19 protein-coding genes are annotated in these 17,338 nt (G+C 69.3%); 11 read left to right on the forward strand and 8 right to left on the reverse strand.

What is annotated here, in order from left to right; genetic code table 11:
- The first annotated feature begins 215 nt into the window (after positions 1-215).
- Positions 216-350, forward strand: coding sequence for an entericidin A/B family lipoprotein (locus tag WS61_RS19975; protein ID WP_034204471.1), 135 nt, complete (start codon positions 216-218; stop codon positions 348-350).
- Between the two features lie 94 nt (positions 351-444).
- Here the strand turns inward: WS61_RS19975 and WS61_RS19980 are convergent, their stop codons facing one another.
- The 3 genes from WS61_RS19980 to WS61_RS19990 form a co-directional block, all read right to left on the reverse strand.
- Positions 445-993, reverse strand: a complete 549-nt coding sequence (locus WS61_RS19980) for a hypothetical protein (RefSeq protein ID WP_059502670.1) — start codon at positions 991-993, stop codon at positions 445-447.
- 199 nt (positions 994-1,192) lie between these two features.
- Complete coding sequence (locus WS61_RS19985; RefSeq protein ID WP_059502811.1) at positions 1,193-2,125, reverse strand: DMT family transporter; 933 nt, start codon at positions 2,123-2,125, stop codon at positions 1,193-1,195.
- 182 nt (positions 2,126-2,307) lie between these two features.
- The gene (locus tag WS61_RS19990; protein ID WP_059502672.1) at positions 2,308-3,102 is read right to left on the reverse strand and encodes an AraC family transcriptional regulator; all 795 of its coding nucleotides are present in this window, start codon (positions 3,100-3,102) and stop codon (positions 2,308-2,310) included.
- A gap of 170 nt (positions 3,103-3,272) precedes the next feature.
- Between WS61_RS19990 and WS61_RS19995 the strand changes: the two genes are divergently transcribed.
- Positions 3,273-4,106, forward strand: a complete 834-nt coding sequence (locus WS61_RS19995) for a molybdenum cofactor biosynthesis F family protein (protein WP_059502809.1) — start codon at positions 3,273-3,275, stop codon at positions 4,104-4,106.
- Positions 4,103-4,912 (forward strand): SDR family oxidoreductase, encoded by an 810-nt coding sequence (locus WS61_RS20000; protein ID WP_059502674.1) that lies wholly within the window; start codon positions 4,103-4,105, stop codon positions 4,910-4,912. Before WS61_RS19995 ends, WS61_RS20000 begins: the two co-directional genes overlap by 4 nt.
- 55 nt (positions 4,913-4,967) lie before the next feature.
- On the opposite strand, the gene WS61_RS20005 is transcribed toward WS61_RS20000, so the two are convergent.
- Entirely contained in the window at positions 4,968-5,645 is a 678-nt protein-coding gene (locus tag WS61_RS20005; RefSeq protein ID WP_059502676.1) for a dihydrodipicolinate reductase C-terminal domain-containing protein, read from the reverse strand.
- Between the two features lie 325 nt (positions 5,646-5,970).
- Between WS61_RS20005 and WS61_RS20010 the strand changes: the two genes are divergently transcribed.
- From WS61_RS20010 to creD, 4 genes are all read left to right on the forward strand, one after another.
- Entirely contained in the window at positions 5,971-6,684 is a 714-nt protein-coding gene (locus WS61_RS20010; RefSeq protein WP_059502678.1) for an SDR family NAD(P)-dependent oxidoreductase, read from the forward strand.
- 75 nt (positions 6,685-6,759) lie between these two features.
- Positions 6,760-7,473: a two-component system response regulator CreB gene (creB, locus tag WS61_RS20015; protein ID WP_059502679.1), complete on the forward strand. Its 714-nt coding sequence runs from the start codon at positions 6,760-6,762 to the stop codon at positions 7,471-7,473.
- A gap of 14 nt (positions 7,474-7,487) precedes the next feature.
- Positions 7,488-8,948 (forward strand): two-component system sensor histidine kinase CreC, encoded by a 1,461-nt coding sequence (gene creC, locus WS61_RS20020; RefSeq protein WP_059502681.1) that lies wholly within the window; start codon positions 7,488-7,490, stop codon positions 8,946-8,948.
- 105 nt (positions 8,949-9,053) lie between these two features.
- Positions 9,054-10,439: a cell envelope integrity protein CreD gene (creD, locus tag WS61_RS20025; protein ID WP_059502683.1), complete on the forward strand. Its 1,386-nt coding sequence runs from the start codon at positions 9,054-9,056 to the stop codon at positions 10,437-10,439.
- Between the two features lie 78 nt (positions 10,440-10,517).
- Here creD and WS61_RS20030 read toward each other — a convergent pair whose 3' ends face one another.
- On the reverse strand, positions 10,518-10,940 hold the full coding sequence (locus WS61_RS20030; RefSeq protein WP_059502685.1) for a RidA family protein: 423 nt from the start codon (positions 10,938-10,940) through the stop codon (positions 10,518-10,520).
- Between the two features lie 161 nt (positions 10,941-11,101).
- Between WS61_RS20030 and WS61_RS20035 the strand changes: the two genes are divergently transcribed.
- Positions 11,102-11,299, forward strand: coding sequence for an oxidoreductase-like domain-containing protein (locus WS61_RS20035; RefSeq protein WP_059502687.1), 198 nt, complete (start codon positions 11,102-11,104; stop codon positions 11,297-11,299).
- A gap of 94 nt (positions 11,300-11,393) precedes the next feature.
- Here WS61_RS20035 and WS61_RS20040 read toward each other — a convergent pair whose 3' ends face one another.
- Positions 11,394-12,851 carry an MFS transporter gene (locus WS61_RS20040; RefSeq protein ID WP_059502689.1) on the reverse strand — a complete coding sequence of 486 codons (1,458 nt, stop codon included), beginning with the start codon at positions 12,849-12,851 and terminating at the stop codon, positions 11,394-11,396.
- 142 nt (positions 12,852-12,993) lie between these two features.
- On the opposite strand from WS61_RS20040, the gene WS61_RS20045 reads away from it, so the two are divergent.
- Together WS61_RS20045 and WS61_RS20050 are read left to right on the forward strand one after the other, a co-directional pair.
- Positions 12,994-13,866, forward strand: a complete 873-nt coding sequence (locus tag WS61_RS20045; RefSeq protein WP_059502813.1) for a LysR family transcriptional regulator — start codon at positions 12,994-12,996, stop codon at positions 13,864-13,866.
- Between the two features lie 60 nt (positions 13,867-13,926).
- Positions 13,927-14,250 carry a hypothetical protein gene (locus WS61_RS20050; RefSeq protein WP_059502692.1) on the forward strand — a complete coding sequence of 108 codons (324 nt, stop codon included), beginning with the start codon at positions 13,927-13,929 and terminating at the stop codon, positions 14,248-14,250.
- A gap of 31 nt (positions 14,251-14,281) precedes the next feature.
- On the opposite strand, the gene WS61_RS20055 is transcribed toward WS61_RS20050, so the two are convergent.
- Positions 14,282-15,190 (reverse strand): LysR family transcriptional regulator, encoded by a 909-nt coding sequence (locus tag WS61_RS20055; RefSeq protein ID WP_059502694.1) that lies wholly within the window; start codon positions 15,188-15,190, stop codon positions 14,282-14,284.
- A gap of 99 nt (positions 15,191-15,289) precedes the next feature.
- On the opposite strand from WS61_RS20055, the gene WS61_RS20060 reads away from it, so the two are divergent.
- A complete protein-coding gene (locus WS61_RS20060) occupies positions 15,290-16,267 on the forward strand; it encodes an NAD-dependent epimerase/dehydratase family protein (protein ID WP_059502696.1) in 978 nt (325 codons plus the stop codon).
- A gap of 352 nt (positions 16,268-16,619) precedes the next feature.
- Here the strand turns inward: WS61_RS20060 and WS61_RS20065 are convergent, their stop codons facing one another.
- A complete protein-coding gene (locus WS61_RS20065; RefSeq protein WP_059502698.1) occupies positions 16,620-17,321 on the reverse strand; it encodes a DUF2848 domain-containing protein in 702 nt (233 codons plus the stop codon).
- Positions 17,322-17,338 lie beyond the last annotated feature (17 nt).

The raw sequence follows: 17,338 nt of genomic DNA on the forward strand, positions 1-17,338 counted from the left end.
GCGGAAAATATACGCGATGCGTATATTAGTTGGTGCCGCGATGAAGTCAAGAAAAATCTGCGAGCGCGCGTGGTGTGGCGCGCAGGACACTCGGCGAGGCCGCACCGGCGCGCGTCTCCGTATAATCAGGTCAGGCCCCGTGTCCGGCAGCGTGCCGGGCGCCACGCCACAAACGATTCGCCCGGTCGGGCTTGTTGATTCGAAGGAGAATGAGAATGACGCGTACGATTGCTGCAATGCTGCTGGTGGTGACCGCCGCGCTCGCCGGTTGCAACACGGTCGCAGGCATGGGCCAGGACATTTCGAAGGGTGGCCAGGCGATCAGCGATTCGGCTGAAAAGGCGAAGTAAGCCGATCGGTTCCGGAATGCAGAAGGCGCCGGGCCTTTCCGCGATGGCGGGAAGGCCCGGCGCCTTTTTTGCGCCCGACGCGACGTCGGTGGCGTCAGGCGCGTTCCACGAACGCGTAGCGGCCTTCGACCTTGCGCGGCGTGAACCAGCCGTAGTCCGGAAACAGCCGGTTGCGGACGAACCACACGTAACCGACGAGCACGACCGTGATCGCGAGGCTCGGCAGCGCGGACGCCGGATCGCGCCCGAGATCGGCAACGGTCTTCGGCATCTGCAGCAGCGACAGCAGGATGAACGCGTGATACGCGCCGACACGATGGGTCGCAAATCCCCAGATGAACAGCAACGACAGCGGCACGGTCAACGCAAGGAAGACGGTGACGAGCACGCCGCCGGCGCCGGACGCGAAGAAGTAGTACGCAAGCATCAGGCTGATGACCAACTGGGCGACGCCGAGGCCGATCAGGATCCGGATGTGCACCTTGTTCTTGCGGCAGCGTTCGGGATCCGGGCGCGACGCGATCAAGTGCGCGAGCACGCGATCCTTGAGCCCCTGTCCGGACAGTTCGGCCAGCGCGTCGGCCTTCCTCGTTCCCGCGGATAGCAGCACCGCGATTCTTGTTTTGGCTTCCTTCCTGTTCATTGCGTGGGGATTGTCGTTCGAGGGTTGTCAAAGGGTGGGGCCACGCGAATATTGCATCTTGCGCAGTCGCGCGCAACGGTTTTGCGGTGCGCGGACACATTCCTACAGCGCCGGTTACGTCGCGGAAAGGCGGGAATCGGCGGGCGATGCGACGGAAGGAGGCCGCCGCCGTTTCCACGGGACGCGCGATGAACGCGAGTCAGTCGGTGGCGGTCTGCGCTGCGAGCGTCCCGCGTGATTCGACGGACGGCCTGCGCCGTCGCGTCGCGCCGACGAGCATGCCGGCGACGACGAGCGCGATGCCGGCGACACGCGTGCCGGTCAGCGTTTCGCCGAACAGCGCGACCGCGAACAGCACGGCCGAAACCGGCGCGACCGCCGTGAACAGGGCCGCCTCGGTGCCGCTCGTGCGCGCCGAGCCCGCATACCAGCACAGGTAGCCGAGCACTGTCGGAATCAACGCGTAGTACGCGATCGCCGACACGGCGCCGACGGTCCAACTGCTCGCCAGCGCATGCCATTCGAACGCGGCCGGCACGAGTGCGAGCACGAAGCCGAGGCCCGACATCGCGGTGGAAAGCGCGAGCGGCGGCAACGGCGCGGCGAGCCGCCGGTTGAGCAGGATGAAGACCGCTTCGCATGCGACGGCCGCCAGCACCAGCGCATCGCCGGCAAGCGTCTGGAGCGACGGCATCGCGTGGCCCGGCGCGAACGTGACGAACAGCACGCCGGCCGTGGCGAGCGCGGCGGCCAGCCAGTCGCGCGGCGTCTGCCGCTCGCGCAGCACGACGGCCGCGATCAGCGTCGACATGGCCGGCAGCGTGCCGAGCATCACGCCCGCATCGAGCGGCGACGACAGCTTCGTGCCGCTGATCAGCAGCACCGTATAGCCGACGCCGCCCGCCGCGGCCTGGATCACGAGCAGCACGGCGTCGCGTGCGCAAATGCGCGGCCAGCGCAAGCGCTGCGCGTGCATCAGCGCGAACAGCAGCGGGGTCGCGATCAGGAAGCGCAGCGCGGTGGCCGCGAACGGCGGCAGGCCGCCGGCCGCGAGACGGCTCGCGACGACGGTGCTGCCGACGCCCGCCATCGCGGCGGCGAGATAGAGATAGCCGATCAGTCGTGTCTTCATGTGCCGCATCGTCGCGCCCCGCGCAGGGTGCGTCTTGAACGAAATTGCAGCACGGAGAGGTGTCGATGCAGTGTGCCGTCGATGTGGACGGGCGCAATGGGGGCGCGGCTGCCGTCGACGCGGCAATCGCCTGCGAATGCAGTGCGCCCGGCGGCCTCGAACTGCGCGGGCGACAGCGTGGCTCAACCCGCCTGCATGAACCGCCCCGGCGTGATCCCGAACTGGCGCGCGAACGCGCGCGTCAGGTGGCTCTGATCGGCGAAGCCGGCCTCGGCTGCGGCATCGGCGATCGGCAGGCCGCCGGCCAGCAGCGCACGCGCGAGCCGCGTGCGCTGCTGAACCAGGTATGCATGTGGCGTAATGCCGAGCTCGCGCGCGAAGCCGCGCAACAGCTGGAAGCGGCTGACGCCGCTCAGGTCGGCCAGCTCGGCGAGCGACACGGGTGCGCCCGGCGCTGCGTCGAGCCGCTCGCGGGCGACGCGGACCGCCGGCGCGACGCCCGCCGCCGGCAGCGTGCGGTTGGCGTGCCGGGCGAGCAAACCGGCGACGAGCATCACGAGCGCTTCGTCGCGGGCCAGCGGCTGGGTTTCGCCTGCGACGATGCGCGCATGCAGCCGGCCGACCGCGGCCGCGAGCCGCGCGTCGCGCACGGCCGGGTGCGCGAGCTCGACGCCGCCGAGGCCTTCTTCCGCCGCGACGCCCGCGACCAGCGCAGGGGCGAGGTACAGCATCCGCCAGCGCCGGCCGGTGCCGGCCTCGAGCGGCAAGCCGTCGTGCATCTCGCCGGGGTTGACCATGATCGCGTCGCCGGCCAGCGCGTCGACTTGCCCGCGGCCGCTCCACGACCGGTGCGCACCGCTGACGATCACGCCGACCCCGAATTCGTCGTGCGCGTGGCGCGGAAACGCGCGATCGGATTCGAGGCTGATTGCCTCGATGCCTTCGTCGCTGCGTCGGTAATGGATGACACGGTGCATGTGCGCTCCTCGCGCCGGTCGCGGCGCGGATCACGTGCACTTTAGCGCGTTCCGGCGCCGCGCGCCCTTCATCCTTTTGGCGGATACCGCGCGGCGCGCGCAGCCCGCACCATGTGCGCATGAGCAGCGTACACGGCCCGCCGGGCCTGAAGCTGCGCGGGAGACGGCAGGTGGAACGACAGGATCCGGTATTCATTCAGGTGGGCGCGCTCGCGGACGGCTTCGCGCCGGAAGCGAACGTCCTCGCACCCGTCGACGCGCTCGTCGGGCGGACGCTGGCGCTCGGCGACGCATCGGGCGTGTGGCGCGTCCATACGTTCGAGCCGGGCGCGCTGCAGTGGCGCGATGCGGCGACCGATACCGGCGGCCGCGCACCGTGCCGCGTGACGCGGCTGCGCGACGGCCTGTACTTCGTCGACTACATCGATGCCACCGCACGCGCGACATCGGTGAGCCTCGTGATCGATCTCGACGCCGGCGTGTGGACGTCGGTCGTCGGTACGCTGCCCACGGAAGCCGACACGCGCATCGATGCGTTTACGCGCGTCGCGCGCGGGCTGCCGCTGACGGCCGTCGATGCGCAATTCCGGCACGGCACGCTCGGCGGCCACGCCCGGCCGGGGCCGCTGCATGCACCCACGCGCGAGCTGATCGGCAAGCGGACGATGTACCGCTACAGCCCGACCGAATGCTACGAGCACATCTACCTGAACGAGAATTTCTACGCGTGGCAGTGCCTGCAGGGTGTCGAAGGCGGGCTGGCCGACGTCGACCGCTGTCATTACTTCAGGATCGCGGACGAGCTGTATCTGTTCGTGTGGCGCGAAAAGGTGGTGCCGACGCTCGGCGTCGTGCTGATCGATCTCGCGCAGCGCAAGACCGACGGCAAGATCTTCGGCTATCAGGGCGGCGATTTCGGCACGCTGTCGAATTTCCCGATCGGCGCTTACGCGCAGGTACTGAACGAAACCGTGCACCCGCTCGGCGGCGAGGGGCAGCGATGACAGCCATGCTGGGCAGCGGCCGCGTGCGTGCGGACTTCAGCGGGCGTGTCGTGCTCGTCACGGGCGCCGCGCAAGGGATCGGCGCGGCGATCGCCCGCCGTTTCGCGGAATCCGACGCGTTCGTCGCGCTCGCCGACCTGAACGGCGACGCGGCAGGCGCGCAGGCCGACGCGCTGGTCAGCGCGGGCGGCGACGCACGCGCGTATCGGGTCGATGCCGCGAGTCGGGACGAGCTGGGTGCGCTCGTTGCGGCAGTCGAGCGCGACGGCGGCCGGCTCGATGTCGTCGTCCACAATGCCGCGTATTTTCCGTTGACGCCGTTTGCGCGGATCGACGAACCGACGCTCGACCGCACGCTGTCGGTCAACCTGTCGGCGCTGTTCTGGCTCGCGCAGGCCGCGTTGCCGGCGTTCGAGCGCGCGGGGGCCGGGCGGCTGCTCGTCACGTCGTCGGTGACGGGGCCGCGCGTCGCCTATCCGGGGCTTGCGCATTACGCGGCGTCGAAGGCCGGCGTGAACGGTTTCATTCGGGCGGCGGCACTGGAGCTGGCGCGCCGCAACGTGACGGTCAACGGCGTCGAACCGGGGATGATCCGCACGCCGGCGGCCGGCAATCTCGGCGATGCGGCGGTCGCGGCGCAAATCGCGCGCGATATTCCGCTGGCACGGATGGGCGAGCCGGAGGACATCGCGAACGCGATGCTGTTTCTCGCATCGGCCGACGCGGCGTACATCACCGGGCAGACGATCGTCGTGGACGGCGGGGCGATCTTGCCGGAGAGCGGAGCGGTGCTGGGGGACGGGTAGCGGCGAGCCAGCGAGGGCGGCGGTTGTGGCGAGGCCGTGCCCGCCGCCGCCGCGACTACAGCCAGCCGTTGCGGATGAATTCGACGATCGAATAGCGACGTTGCTCGAGATCGTGTTGCCGGACGGCCTCGACGATGCGCGATACGCCGTCCGCATAGGGCGTCGCACCGGATACGCGCGATTCGAACTGCAGGCTGCATGCGCCGTCGTCGATGCGTATCCGGTGAACGGCATGGCGGCCGAGCTGATCGTCGGGAATGCCGAATTCGCTGCGCTGCACGGCCGGGTCGCGCACGGAGCGGATGGCTGCCGGCTGCACGCCGAGTGACTGGGCGATACCGACGGCCGTGCCGGGGACGGACGTCTTGCCGGCCTGATGCGACTCGGTCACGCTGATTGCGCAGTCGCGAAACAGGTGGCCGCTGGTTTCCAGCATGCTCATGAACTTGAGCATCAGGATGTTCGTGTTCGGACACAGCACGACCGGAAAGCCGTACGTTCCGGTTTCGAGGTCGGAGCCGGTCGACAACTCGACGAGCGGCGACGCGGTGGCCTGGCAGAACGCGATCGCCGCGGCGAGTTCGCGGCCGGAGCCGGCATGGACGACGATCGACCGGGCGTCGGTTCGCGTGCCGTCCGACCACGGCATCACGCGGCAGGTGGCCGGGTCGAGCTTGTGCGAGCCGAGCAGCTCGTGGGCGAGCTTGCCGGTTCCGATGACGAGTACTTGCATGGGATTGACGGGTTGAGGTTCGGGATGCGGGTCGGCGGCGACACGGGCCGCCGGGCCGGGCGGCCCGGCTGCCGTGCCGCGCGCCGCGCGTGGCGGGCATCGCGCATTATGCCCGGCCGTCCGGCTGCGCGCTCGTCGGGCTTCGCCGGCGGTGCATGGACTGGATCCGTCTCGCGATGCCGCCGCCGCGCCGGCGCCCGACAATCACGGCGAAACGACGGGCGAACCGCATCTCCGCACCCTCGTCGCCGTGCGCACGAACGCGTGAACGGCGCTACGCTGTCGGCATTTCATCCAATCACCCTCGATCCAGGAGAACACATCGATGGAACACGACCTGAAAGGCAAGGCAGTCGCGATCACCGGCGGCTTCGGTCATCTGGGCGTCGCGACGGCCGCGTGGCTCGGCGAGCGCGGCGCACGCGTCGCGCTGATCGGCCGCGGCGCGGCCCCGGCGGCGCAGGCGCTGCCCGGCGTGCCGGCCGATGCGCTGCGCATCGGCGGCATCGATCTCGTCGATCCGCAGGCCGCCGCGCAGGCGCTCGAAACGGTCAACCGCGAATTCGGCCGGGTCGACGCGCTGCTGAACATCGCCGGCGCATTCGCGTGGCAGACGATCGCCGACGGCGACGCCGCCACGTGGGACCGCATGTACGAACTGAACGTGAAGACGGCGCTGAACGCGTCGAAGGCCGCGCTGCCGTACCTGGTGGCGAGCCGGGCCGGCCGCATCGTCAACATCGGCGCGGGCGCGGCATTCAAGGCCGGCGCGGGGATGGGCGCGTATGCGGCCGCGAAGGCGGGTGTCGCGCGGCTCACCGAGGCGCTGGCGGCGGAACTGCTCGATCGCGGCGTGACCGTGAACGCGCTGCTGCCGAGCATCATCGACACGCCGCCGAACCGCAAGGACATGCCCGACGCCGACTTCTCGCGCTGGGTGCGGCCCGAACAGCTCGCGGCGACGATCGGATTCCTGCTGTCGGACGACGCGCAGGCGATCACCGGTGCGTCGATTCCGGTGAGCGGGCGCGTCGCATAGCGCGCCGGGCAAGGGCTCGCCGAGGCAGCCGTGCGTACAATGTCGCACCGGATTGCGCGACCCGAACCCGAGACCATGACTCAGCCCACCATCCTGATCGTCGAAGACGAACAGGCGATCGCGGACACGATCGTCTACGCCCTCGGCACCGACGGCATGCAGACCGTCCACTGCACGCTCGGGCAGGCGGCGCTCGACCGCCTGCGCGACACGCGTGTCGATCTCGTGGTGCTCGACGTCGGCCTGCCGGACCTCAGCGGCTTCGAGGTATGCCGGCGGCTGCGCACGTTCACCGATATTCCGGTGATTTTCCTGACCGCGCGGCACGACGAGATCGACCGCATCGTCGGGCTCGAGATCGGCGCCGACGATTACGTCGTCAAGCCGTTTTCGCCGCGCGAACTGGCCGCGCGGGTGCGCGTGATCCTGCGCCGCTTCCACCGGGCGGCCACGCCGGAACCGGCACCCGCATCCGCGCCGGCGGACGCGTCTGCACCGGTCGCCCCCGGCTTCGCGCTCGACGCCGACGGCGCGCGCGTGTCGTGGCTCGGCCACGCGCTGGACCTCACGCGCTACGAATTCGGGCTGCTGGCGCTGCTGGTCCGGCATCCGGGGCGCATCTATTCGCGCGAACAACTGATGGATCTCGTGTGGCACGAGGCGCTCGATTCGACCGATCGCACGGTCGACACGCACATCAAGACGCTGCGCGCGAAGCTGCGTGCGATCGATCCCGAGCGCGACCCGATCCGCACGCACCGCGGGATGGGTTATTCGCTGCAACCGTAACGACCGGCACCGCCATGCATATCGGCCTGCGCATCTTCTTCGGCTTTTTCCTGATCGTCGGTCTGGCCGCGCTGATCACGCTGCGCGTGTTCGTGCAGGAGGTGAAGCCCGGCGTGCGCGAAGCGATGGAGGACACGCTCGTCGATACCGCGCAGGTGCTGGCGACGCTGGCCGCCGACGACATGGCGAACGGGCATATCGCCGACGGCGCGTTCGCACGGCAGCTCGGCAAACTGCATGAGCGCCCGGTCAGCGCGAACGTGTGGGGCATCCAGAAGAACGCGATCGGCTACCGTCTCTACATCACCGACGCGCACGGCATCGTGCGCTACGACTCGGCCGGCAGCGCGGTCGGGCAGGACTATTCGCGCTGGAACGACGTGTACCGGACGCTGCGCGGCGAATACGGCGCACGCAGCACGCGCAGCGATCCGAACGACGACGGCAGCACCGTGATGCACGTGGCGGCGCCGATCCGGCGCGGCAACGAGATCATCGGCGTGCTGACGATCGCGAAGCCGAACCAGACGGTCGCGCCGTTCATCGCGCGCAGCCAGCGCAAGATCATGCTGTACGGCGCGTTGCTGATGGGCGGCGCGATCCTGATCGGCGCCGCGTGCACGTGGTGGCTGGTGCTCGGGTTGCGGCGCCTGCAGCGCTATGCGCGCGCGATCGCGGCCGGCGAGCGCGCGTCGATGCCGCTGCAGGGCGCGAACGAGCTGGCCGAGCTCGGACGCGCGGTGGAAAGCATGCATCAGCGGCTGGAAGACCGGCAGTACGTCGAAACCTACATCCATACGCTCACGCACGAGATGAAAAGCCCGCTGGCCGCGATCAGCGGCGCGGCCGAGCTGCTGCAGGAAGACATGCCGGTCGCGAACCGCCGGCGTTTCACCGAGAACATCCGCCGTCAGGCCGGCCGCCTCGAACAGATGATCCGCAAGCTGCTCGCGCTGGCCGAGGTCGAGCAGAAGCAGCGCCTGTCGGTGCACGAGCCGGTCGCGCTGCGGCCGGTGCTCGAACAGCTCGTCGACGATATCGAGCCGCGCGCGCGGCAGCGCGGCGTGAGCCTGCACATCGATGCGAACGATGCGGCCGACGGGGGCGGTGCGGCGGTCGTCGACGGCGATCCGTTCCTGCTGCGGCAGGCGCTCGGCAACCTGCTCGACAACGCGCTGGATTTCGCGCCGCAGGGCAGCACGATCCGGATCGCGCTCGAGCGGCGGCCGGCGGGCAGGGCGCACGTCGCGGTCGTGCGCGTTGCGGACGACGGCCCCGGTGTGCCCGACTATGCGCTGTCGCGCGTGTTCGAACGTTTCTATTCGCTGCCGCGCCCCGACGGGCAGGATCGCAGCACGGGCCTCGGGCTGTGTTTCGTGCGCGAAGTCGCGATGCTGCACCGTGGCCAGGTCGCGCTCGCGAACCGGGCGGAAGGCGGCGCATGCGCGACGCTCACGTTGCCGTCGGCGGGCTGACCGCGCGCTTCACACCCGCCACACATTCACTTCACGCCGGCTTCAATCGCCCTTCACCGGGGCCGCTCATGCTGACCGTACCTTCCACTCCGGTACCTGCCAGCAATGAATCGAGTCCTGTTGTTCAAGTCCATGATCACCGCGCTTCTCGCGCTGGCGATCCTGATCCCGCTGCAGATGGTCCAGAGCATCGTGCGGGAACGCGCCGACTATCGGCAAAGCGCGCTGCAGAGCATCTGGGCGAGCTACGCGGGGCCGCAGACGGTGACGGGGCCGGTGCTCGTCGTCCGTTACACGGAAGTCACGCGCGTGAGCGAAGACGTACGCGCCGGCGGCAAGGCGAAAACCACCCTGAAAAGCGAGGCGAAGCGGCTGCTCGTGTTCCCGAAGACGCTGAAGGTCGACGGCACGCTGTCGGTCAGCGTGCGCTATCGCGGCATTCACAAGGCGCTCGTGTACGGGCTCGACAGCCGGATGACGGGCACGCTGCCGCTGCCGGACCTGAAGAAGCTGCCGCAAGCCGACGGCCACGTGAGCTTCAAGGTCGACGACGCCTATGTCGCGCTCGGCATCGGCGACCTTCGCGGGCTGAAGGCGCAGCCCGATCTGCGCATCGGCGGCAAGCGGATCGACGTGGAGCAGGGTACGCGGCTCGACGGCCTGCGCCAGGGCGTGCATGCGAACGTCGATCTCGCGGCGCTGGCGGACGCAAACGCCGGGGCGACGGTCGTGCCGTTCAGCATCGGCCTGCCGCTCGCGGGCGCGGAATCGGTCGCGTTCGCGCCGGTGGGCGACCAGAACGACTTTTCGCTGAAATCGACGTGGCCGCATCCGAGCTTCGGCGGCGAATTCCTGCCGGCGGAGCGCACGATCGATGCGCGCGGCTTCGTCAGTAACTGGCACGTGACGTCGTTCAACACGAAGGCGCGCGAGCAGGTGGCGTCCGGCAACGGCGACGGCGGGATCGAGATGGCGTCGGTATCGGTGATCGAACCCGTGAACGTCTATCTGCAGGCCGAACGCGCGACGAAATACGGTGCGCTGTTCGTGATGCTCACGTTCGCGAGCTTCTTCATGTACGAGCTCGTGAAGCGGCTGCGCATTCACCCGATCCAGTACACGCTGGTCGGCCTGTCGCTCGCGCTGTTCTTCCTGCTGCTGAGCCTGTCCGAGCACATTGCGTTCGGCTATGCGTATCTCGCGGCGAGCGGCGCATGCATCGGGCTGCTCGGCTTCTACCTGTCGTTCGTGCTGCACAGCGTGAAGCGCGGCGCGACGTTCACCGCGCTACTCGCGATGCTGTACGCGGCGCTCTACGGGCTGCTGCTGTCGGAGGACAATGCGCTGATGCTCGGTTCGCTGCTGCTGTTCGCGATTCTCGCCGGCATCATGACGCTCACGCGCCGCGTCGACTGGTATTCGCTCGGCGCCGCGTGGCAGCCGCTGGCCGACAAGCCGGCGGCGCTGAAGCCGGGCGCGCCCGCGAAGTAGGCTAGCGGGGTGCAAGCAAGCGCGCGCCGGTCGGCAAAGCCTCGACCGGCGCGCGTTTTTACGCGGGCCCGATGCTCTTCACGCATGCGACAGCGGACGACGAAACCGCGCCAGCGGAATCTCGGCGATGGCCGCGATCTCGATCAGCAGGTCGGGATGGTACAGCCGCTCGACCTGGACGGTCGTCGTCACCGGATAGGGTTCGGCGAAGTAGGCGTTGCGGATGTCGCCCGCCTGCATGAATGCGTCGATGTCGGTGGCGTAATGGACGAGCGAGATCACGTCGCGCATTTGCCCGCCCAGTGCGGCCAGCACGTCGCGGATGTTCTCGAGCGTCTGGCGAACCTGGGCGCGCATGTCGCCGGCACCGACGACATGCCCGTCGCGGTCGAGCGCGATCTGTCCCTTCAGATGCACGATCCGGCCGTCGCCCTGGATCACGGCCATCGAGAACGCGCCGAACGGCGCCCAGACTTCCGGTGGATTCACGGCTTCGGCCATCGCGCAGCTCCTGTGGGGCGGAATGGGGCGACCGCAGCGGCGTGCCGCACCCGGCGATCGCGCCATGGCGGACGCGTTCATCGTCGATCCGCCCGGCCCGCCGAACGCGGCGGCGGCCCGGATCGCCCTATACTGACCACTCCACATTACCGGAACACGCCGTGCCGAACCAAGTTTCCGGAGATTCGTCCGTCGACGATCCCCGTCCGACCCCACCCGTGCAACCCGAACTGGAAGACTGCTGCAACAGCGGCTGCTCGCCGTGCGTCTTCGACCTGTATGACGAAGCGCTCGCACGCTATCGCGTCGAGCTGGCCGAATGGGAGGCGCGGCACGCGCAGCGCGAGCCTCACCGATGAACCGGAGGCCGGCGAGGTGCCACGCCGCACCTGTCTCGCGCCTGTTGTCCGGTCCGCGTCGGGCTGACGATGCCGTTTCGTCGCGTGCTCCGTGTCACGCATCCGCATGCAGCCGCCGATGCAGTGGCCCCAGCGCCATCGACAGCGCAATGCAGCCCAGCAACACGACCGTCAGCGTGAACATCGACGCCCTGAACCCCTGCACGTAATCGAGCGCGGCCGGATGCACGCCGAGCCGCGCGAAGAACACGCCACCGATCGTCGCGGCGCCGACCGCCGCGCCGATCTGCAGCATCGCGCTGACCATTCCCGACGCGACACCGGCGCGGGCCGCATCGACTTCCGCGAGCACGATCCGCACGACCGACGGCAGCACGAGCCCTTGCCCGATGCCGATCGCCGCGATGCCCGCATAGAAGCCGGGCCCCGGCGCGCCGTCGCGGGCGAGCGTGGCGGCGCTCGCGACGCCGGCCGCGAGCATCGCGAAGCCGAGCGTGAGCACGCGATACCCGCCGAAGCGGGCGACGAGGCGCGGCATCAGCAGCGGGCTCGCGAGGAAGCCGAGCCCGAGCGGCAGGATCGCGAACCCGGACGCGAGCGGCGACCAGTTCAGGCAGCCCTGCAGATAGATCCCGTAGCTCAGGAAGAACGCGCTCAGCATGTAGAACAGGAACGCGAGCAGCAGCCCGAGCGCGACGACCGGGTTGCGGAACAGGCGCACGTCGAGCAGCGGATCGTGGCCGCGCGCGAGCCGGCGCGCTTCGACCGTCAGCAGCGCGCCGAGCATCGGCAGCGCGCCGACGCCGCACACGATCATCCACAGCGGCCAGCCGGCTTCGCGACCGTGCGTGAGCGGGTACACGAGCATCAGCAGGAACAGCGACATCAGCACCGTGCCCGGCACGTCGATGCGCTGGCCGCGCGGCGCGCGGTTTTCCGGGATGAAGCGCCAACTGCCGATCAACGCCAGGATGCCGATCGGCAGATTGACGAGGAAGATCGCGCGCCAGCCGAGCCCGAACGGATGCAGGCTGATCAGTGCGCCGCCGCCGAGCTGGCCGATCACGGCCGCGAGGCCGAACGCGAACCCGTAAAAGCCCATCACGCGCACCTGCTCCTGCGGGCTGAACACGCTGCGAATCGTCGCGAGCACCTGCGGCGCGAGGATCGCGGCGAACAGGCCCTGCAGCACGCGGCCGCCGACGAGCACCGTGCCGTTGCCGGCGAGCCCGCACAGCGTCGACGCGAACACGAAGCCGGCCATGCCGATCATGAACATGCGTTTGCGTCCGTACAGGTCTCCGAGACGCCCGCCGGTGATCTGGACGACCGCGTTCGCGCACGCATAGGCCGATACGACGAGTTGCAACTCGGCCTGGCGTGCGCCGATGCCGTCGCGAATGGCCGGGAGCGCGAGGTTCACGATGAAGTAGTCGAGCGGCGGCAGAATGGCGCCGACCAGCAAGACCACGAGCGCCCAGCCGTGGTGACTGCGTGGCGTCGCGGCAGCCGCGCCGGCCGGCGCGCAGGAAGCAAGGGTGTTGTTCGTCATGAAGGATCCGAAAAATTAGGGGCCTGATGGGTAATGGGCCCAGGCAGGCCGTTGCCCCATTATTCTGGGCATCGCCAATGGTTCGGAAAAGCGGGAAAGAGTGGTAGCATCCATCGGGTTAATCGATGGATGGGGAATGACGATGCGCGGTTTCGATCTGGATCAGTTGCGCACTTTCGCGGCGGTCGCGGATGCCGGCAGCCTCACGGCAGCCGCGCCGCTGCTGCACCTGTCGCAATCGACGGTCAGCGAGCAGGTGCGCAAGCTCGAATCGCGCGCCGGCGTGCCGCTGTTCGTGCGCAGCAAGCGCGGCGTCGAGCCGACGCCGGCCGGCTCGCGGCTGCTGCAGCATGCGCGCCGCATCGTCGCGTTGAACGAGGCGGCGTTCGACGAGTTGCGCGGGCAGGCGATCAAGGGTGAACTGCGCGTCGCGATCACCGACTATTACCGCACGAACGAAGTGGCGGGCATGCTGGCGCGGCTGCGCGAGTGCTACCCGCAGTTGAGCCTGCACGTGAGCGCGATGAAGAGCGCGGATATCGAGGCGGCGCACGCGCGCGGGCAGATCGACCTCGGCGTCGTGATGAACATGTCGAGCGGGCCGTTCCGGCCGGCGTCGGCCGACACGCGCTGGGTGCTGCGGCGCGAGCCGCTGTCGTGGGTCGCGTCGCCCGCGCTCGCCGAACAGTTGCCCGAACCGCTGCCGCTGGTGCTGCTGCCGGACGACTGCATGATGCATCAGGTCGCGGTGCGCTCGCTCGACGAACGGCACACGCCGTACGTGCTCGTGCACAGCGCGTCGGGTGTCGCGGGCTTGCAGTCGATGCTCGCGGCGGGGCTCGGGGTCGGCTGCCTGTGCGCGTCGGCGATCGGCGACGGCCTGATGCGGCTCGGCACGAAATACCGGCTGCCGCCTTTGCCCGACGCGGTGTTTTCGCTGACGCCGCCGTTGCCGGGCGAGCGCGAGACCGTCACCCAGGCGCGCGAGGTGCTGTCGCGTCAGCTGCTGATGTAACACCATGCCGCGCGTCGCGCGGCGGCGCGTCACCGACGGGCGCGCCAGGGGGCTACGGGCATGAACGACGACGAACTGAAGAACCAGATGGCCGCGAAGCTGGAGCATGCGCTGGAGCGCGTGGTCGACGAGCGCTCGCTGGTCCACTTCCTGCGGGTGCTCTGCCATGACTGGCGCACGGAGCGGCAGCTCGAGGCCGATGCGCCGCTGTCGCCGTATGCCCACGCGGCGCTCGGCTGGGAAAACCGTTCGATCGGCGAATACCTGGAAGCGATGATCGACTGGGCCGAGGCGTCGGAAGAGGGGTTGGGCTGCTACGCCATGCCCGACAATCCGTGGCGGCGCATCGCCGACATCCTGTTCGCCGGGAAAACCCACGAATGACGCGGCTCGCGCGATTCACGCACGCCGCTTTCTACTCGGCGACTTCATCGTCCGCGTCCGCATACGCACGCAACCCGTTGGCCAGTGCATCGAACACGGCCCGGCAGCGCGGGCTCGTCCGCAGGTCTTCGTGCATCACGACCCAGGTTTCCAGCCGCATCGCGGGCCCGTCCGGCAGCACGCGCACGAGCCGCGCGTCGCGTTTCGCGAGCGCCGTCTGGCAGAAGCCGATCCCGTAGCCGGCGCGGATCATCGCAAGCTGTGCGAGGTTGCTGTCGGTGCGCAGCGCGAACGCGTCGCGCTTCCACATCGGCATGCCGCGCCCCGCGGAGCGGATGAACGGCGTGACCGTATCGAAGCCGATCAGCGCGTGATGCGCGAGCGCGTCGATCGTCGCGGGCGCGCCGTGGTGCGCCAGGTAATCGTCGCGCGCATACAGCCCGACCTCGATTTCGCCGACGCGCCGCGCGACGAGCGCATCCTGCGCGGGCGGCGCCATCCGGACCGCGATATCGGCCTCGCGCTTCAGCACGTCCTGGATGCGGTCGGTCGGCACCAGTTCGATCACGAGCCCCGGATGGTCGCGCCGCAATTGCGCGAGCATCGGCGGCAGCACCTCGACGGCGATCACGTCGCTGGCCGAAATCCGCACGATGCCGCGCACGCCGGCGCCGTGGCTGGCCGCCGCACGCTCGAACGCGGCCGCCGCGCTGCGCAGCGCCTCCGCATGGCCGCGCAGCGCGAGCGCGGCTTCGGTCGGCAGCAGGCCAGACGGCGAGCGCGTGAACAACGTCTGGCCGAACGCCGCTTCGAGCGCCGCGACATGGCGGCCGGCCGTCGGCTGCGTGATGCCGAGCGCGCGCGCCGCGCCGGACAGCGAGCCTTCCGTCAGCACCGCGAGGAAGGTGCGGTAGCGTTCCCAATTCAGATCGGTGGTCATGCATAAATGTATAGCCGATCTGTCGGGTTAGGCAATTCCTTGATAGCCGGCTGCGCGCCAGAATGCGTGTCGTGATGGTTTCATTCAAGGGGAGCGGCAATGGCGAAGAACGCAGGCGGGACGCAACGGCTGGCACTCGTGCTCGGCGCGAGCGGCGGAATCGGCGGGGAAGTCGCGCGGCAGTTGCGCGATGCGGGCTGGCAGGTGCGTGCGCTCAAGCGCGGGCTCGCTGCCGAGGCCGTGGAGCGCGACGGCATCGCGTGGGTGCGCGGCGACGCGCTGGATCGCGATGCGGTGGTGCGCGCCGCACGCGGTTGCAGCATGATCGTGCATGCGGTGAACCCGCCCGGATACCGGAACTGGGCCACGCAGGTGTTGCCGATGATCGACAACACGATCGCGGCGGCCCGGGCCGCGCAGGCGACCGTCGTGCTGCCGGGCACGGTCTACAATTTCGGCGCCGATGCGTTTCCGGTGCTGCGGGAAGATGCGCCGCAGCATCCGGCGACCCGCAAGGGCGCGATCCGCGTCGAGCTGGAGCGGCGGCTGCAGGACGCCAGCACGCGCGGCGTGCGGGCAATCGTCGTGCGCGCCGGCGATTTCTTCGGGCCGCAGCTCGGCAACAGCTGGTTTTCCCAGGGGTTGGTCAAGCCCGGGCGGCCCGTCGCGGCCATCCGCGTGCCGTGCCGCGGCGTCGGCCATCAGTGGTCGTATGTGCCGGACGTGGCCCGCGTGATGGTCGAGCTGATCGAGCGGCGCGAGACGCTGGAGCCGTTCGCGCGATTTCATCTGGGCGGGCATTGGGATGAAGACGGCATGCAGATGGCGCAGGCCGTGCAACGCGTCGCGCAGCGGCACGGCATGCGGCCGGCGCTGCGCGATTTCCCGTGGTGGCTCGTGTGGGTAGCCGCGCCGTTCGTCACGACGCTGCGCGAATTGCTCGAGATGCGTTACCTGTGGCGCGAACCGGTCCGGATGGACAACGCGCGCGTGACCGCGGTGCTCGGCCGCGAGCCGGTGACGCCGCTCGATACCGCGGTGGAGGCGACGCTGGCGGGGCTCGGGTGTCTCGGGTGAACAAGGGCGGGTAGCCCGGGCTGCGCCCGTGCACGGAAACGCGTCACGGCGAACCGGAGAACGCACGGGGCCACAATTCTCCACATACCCGCGTGCGTCCGATGCGCATCATGTCGGTCAGTACCGATAAGGCGAGAACGGGGGCGCGATGGGGTATTGCGGATGGAAAATGTCGGTTGCGGGGGCAATCGTGTTCGCACTGAGCGGGTGTGCGAACCTGGCCGGTGTGCTGTACTGCGGCAACTCGCAGTTCAACTTCCCGGACTACCACTGCTTCGAGTCGTACAGGTAGGAACGGGCGCGACGACTGAACACCGTCGTGCCCGTGTTCCGTGCGATGTTCCGCTCGCCGTTACGCCACGACCGGCAACACCTCGACTGCATACCGGTGTCGCAAGCTGCGTCCGAGCACCGGATCGTGCAACTCCATCTCGAATGCGTCGCCGTCGTCCATCGCCGCGATCGCGCCGTGCACGGCGACCGTGCCGCCGTACATCGCGCAGCGTGCGGGCATCGTGCGGCGATCGTCGAACCGCTGCCACAGCACGTCGGGCGCGAGCAGGCCGCTGACCGCGCCGTGCTGGTACGCCACCCGTTCGCCATCGCGCGCAATCAGCCACGAACGCATCTCGAGCGTATCCCAGTGATCGGCGACATCCGCATAACGCCACGCGTCGCGGCCGAGCGGCTTCGCGCACACCTGCTTCGACACGGCGACGCCGTACGCTTCGACTTCGCGATCCGTGTGATCGGAGCCGACCGTGACCAGCGTGCCGGCCGGGCTGTCGACCAGCACGCATTCGATTTCGCCGCCGGAGCGCGCGCCGAGCACGCCGATCGACGGCGCCTGCGTGAGCAGCGCGGACGACACGCGATAGAAGCACGGCGTGGTCGACGGCGGTGCGACGCTGAGCGCCGCGAGTTCATCGATGTGCGCGCGGATCGCGGCCGGGTCGCGGCCGGCCCAGCCGGCGATCACGACGCGTTCGACGTCGACGTCGACGGCGGCTGGCGTGCCTTGCGGGGAAATCACGTTGAACGACAGGGTTGGCATGCGGCTATCCGTTTGAA

The sequence above is a fragment of the Burkholderia sp. ABCPW 11 genome (assembly GCF_001523445.1).
Classification (GTDB): Bacteria; Pseudomonadota; Gammaproteobacteria; order Burkholderiales; family Burkholderiaceae; genus Burkholderia.